Source organism: Okeania sp. SIO2B9, assembly GCF_010672505.1.
GTDB classification, from domain to species: domain Bacteria; phylum Cyanobacteriota; class Cyanobacteriia; order Cyanobacteriales; family Microcoleaceae; genus Okeania; species Okeania hirsuta.
In genome coordinates this window covers 1-2,648 of record NZ_JAAHGK010001093.1, presented here as the reverse complement: position 1 = coordinate 2,648, position 2,648 = coordinate 1, and the positions used below count along the sequence as shown (strand labels likewise).

The window sequence follows — 2,648 nt, the reverse complement described above, 5'->3', positions numbered from 1 at the left end:
CTTCAGAACCGGACGTGAGACTTTCACCTCATCACGGCTCCTCTCTTAAACGTCCCTTGTCATGGGTACACCCTTAAAATTCCACTTTGGATTTAATGAGTCCTATGGTTCACTGCTTTTAAATCCTTGGCAGTCTTAACAAATATTGACAACACGGACTAAAAAATAATATAGGATTTACATAACGATATCAAAGCTATTAATTCTGACTCTTGTACGTTGCCAATTCGACTGCTACCCTACCTGAGTCCTACCTAACTAATAAATGACCAAGCGATTTGTAGCAAACATTTATCAAATTGGTATAAGACCACCTTTTTCAGAGATATCTTTATGGGCACTTCACTTTTAGCAGTTAGCCCCAGACTCAAAAGTTACTTACTGGTCTGGGGAACAAATCAAGCCTGATTAAATTCTAAACCATGATCTTTAGCATAACGCTCCATGAACCGCATAAAACGGTCCCAATCTTCTTTAGATTTCATCACATAAAGTCCCTCTAGCCCTTTCGGCTCACCATTGATAAATTTGGCCTTAACTTCGCGACTGGTAATTTGGCCTTCTTCATCAATCATATACATTCCTGTAATATCTTCAGTAACATCTTGGCCTAAAGCCTTAGGATTCTCAAAAATAAATGTAGCTGTTCCTTGATTACCGCTACGAGAACGGGTTAGACGTACTTCTGGTATAGCCTCTTCATCAACACCTTGAATAAATTGAATTGCAGTCATCAGTATCTTTTTAATCCTTAAGCAATCGTTAAAGTATTATTATAAACACAATCTGATCGAGTTTCACCGAAAAACTGGGTAGTTACGCCTTCCCCTTCTAGGGGGACTTTTGATTTGATTTGATACCCACAAATATGCTATATCATTGTTAGTTGAAAACGATAATAATTAAAGCCAGGTACAAATATCGAATTGATTCAACAGTTGGACAAAAACACCGATTAGCAAAGCTATTTGGTTGTGTCCGCACAATCTGGAACGATAGCCTAGCTTGCTATCAGGAAAAGTATATTTTAGGTGAGAAAAAACCAAGTAACTCTGAACTACAAAAACTCTTTATTACTCAAGCAAAAAAAACAGAAAATAGAGAATGGTTGTCAGAAGTTTCTGTAGTCCCATTACAACAATGATTAAATGATTTAAACCAGGCTTACCAAAACTTTTTTAGTGTACGGACCTTGCATGCAATGTCCCTAGGTAAAAGAAAAGGTAAAGCGATTAAACCTCCCAAATTCAAAAAGCGAAGGTCAAGACAAACTGCTAGGTTTACCTTAAGAGGTTTTCAAGTACATGAAGACAAAGTATACTTAGCGAAAATAGGGTTTTTCAAAGTAGTCTGGTCAAGACCTTTACCAGGATAACCATCATCAGTAACAGTCATCAAAGATGCAGCTAACAGATATTTTCTGAGTTTTGTCGTAGAAATTCCACCGCAAATACTACTAAAATTTAGAAATTCAGTAGACATAGATTTAGGAATCAAAACTTTTGCCACATTCAGTAATGGTGAAAAAGTAGATGCGCCAAAACCATTAGAGTTGTTGGGAATTAAGCTAAAAAAATGGCTAAAACCGTTATTGGTCAAAGTTTATAGCGTTTTTCAGTTCTAGAATCATGAAAAGCTTATTCTATAAGGTTTTGAGCATTGTTCAATTGTTATTTCCCAACAACTCTATTAAAAAAACGAATTAAAAAATATAGGAAATTCAGTAAATCATTATCTAAGAAAACTCAAGGATCTAAAAGATACGAAAAAGCCAGACTTAGGGTGGCTAAATTTTCCTAGGTCATGCTACGCAAACATGCCAAATTAAAAGACACTAGAACCGATTTTCTACATAAATTATCCACTGAAATAATTCGTGAAAACCAAACAATTATTCTGGAAGATTTGTTTGCGAAGCATTCCGAAGGAAACGTTTCTGGTATGATTAAGAAGCGGTGCTACCCCGCGACGACACCAGTCGCAAGCGGTCGGAACCCGGCGTTCCCGTTCCGGGATTGTAGGGAACGGTCTCCTCGCCATAGGAACGCCGACCAAGAGAGGGAACGCGCACCAAGAGACCGGAAATTGTCCAGAGCCATAAGTGATTTAGGCTGGAGACAATTTCGTACCTGATTAGTTAGAAGGAAAAGCAGAAAAGTACAGTCGTGAGCTAAGAGTAATTAGTTGTTGGGAGGCGACTACCCAAGTGTGTTCATGTTGCCGTTTTCCTGGTGGGAAATTAGACCTGAAAGTAGGAGAATGGGAGTGTCTGGGTTGTGGAGCTAAACACGACCAGGATGAAAATGCAGCAATAAATATATTAGTCGCTCCTTGGACATGCCTCCGGAGGAGGAGCTGCAAATTGCGGAGACTCAAAACAGACGTGGAGGGAAGCATCAGACTACCGCCAAGGAAGCAGCACCCTGTATTAGCGGAGCTTTGCGCTAGCAAAACGTAAACTCGCCGAAGAACTAAGGTTCGGTAGGAATCTCCGCGTCTTTAGACCAGAGAGGATGTCATATCAAATCCGGTAGCATCGGAGTAATTAAACCTGAATTTTCGGCCACCAATGGTACTGGGTTATAGCCTTGATTGCAAATTGCTGTGTTAAAAGAACTTGACAACGCTCAAACAGAATTTCTTCTAAC

4 protein-coding genes and 1 pseudogene are annotated in these 2,648 nt (G+C 39.2%); 3 read left to right on the top strand and 2 right to left on the bottom strand.

The genetic code is table 11. From position 1 onward, the window contains the following. Window positions 1-398: 398 nt before the first annotated feature. A complete protein-coding gene (gene psb28, locus F6K13_RS27655; protein ID WP_124143044.1) occupies window positions 399-734 on the bottom strand; it encodes a photosystem II reaction center protein Psb28 in 336 nt (111 codons plus the stop codon). Window positions 735-886: 152 nt separating this feature from the next. Here psb28 and F6K13_RS35475 point away from each other — a divergent pair, with 152 nt between their 5' ends. After that, a complete protein-coding gene (locus F6K13_RS35475) occupies window positions 887-1,144 on the top strand; it encodes a helix-turn-helix domain-containing protein (protein WP_124143045.1) in 258 nt (85 codons plus the stop codon). A 152-nt stretch (window positions 1,145-1,296) separates the two neighbouring features. Here the strand turns inward: F6K13_RS35475 and F6K13_RS35470 are convergent, their stop codons facing one another. Next, window positions 1,297-1,599 (bottom strand): hypothetical protein, encoded by a 303-nt coding sequence (locus tag F6K13_RS35470; RefSeq protein ID WP_124143046.1) that lies wholly within the window; start codon window positions 1,597-1,599, stop codon window positions 1,297-1,299. Window positions 1,600-1,803: 204 nt separating this feature from the next. Between F6K13_RS35470 and F6K13_RS27645 the strand changes: the two genes are divergently transcribed. Both F6K13_RS27645 and F6K13_RS27640 read left to right on the top strand, forming a co-directional pair. After that, the gene (locus F6K13_RS27645; protein WP_287289085.1) at window positions 1,804-2,133 is read left to right on the top strand and encodes a transposase; all 330 of its coding nucleotides are present in this window, start codon (window positions 1,804-1,806) and stop codon (window positions 2,131-2,133) included. Between the two features lie 16 nt (window positions 2,134-2,149). Further along, a pseudogene (locus F6K13_RS27640) lies at window positions 2,150-2,458 on the top strand (zinc ribbon domain-containing protein); the annotation flags it as partial. Window positions 2,459-2,648 lie beyond the last annotated feature (190 nt).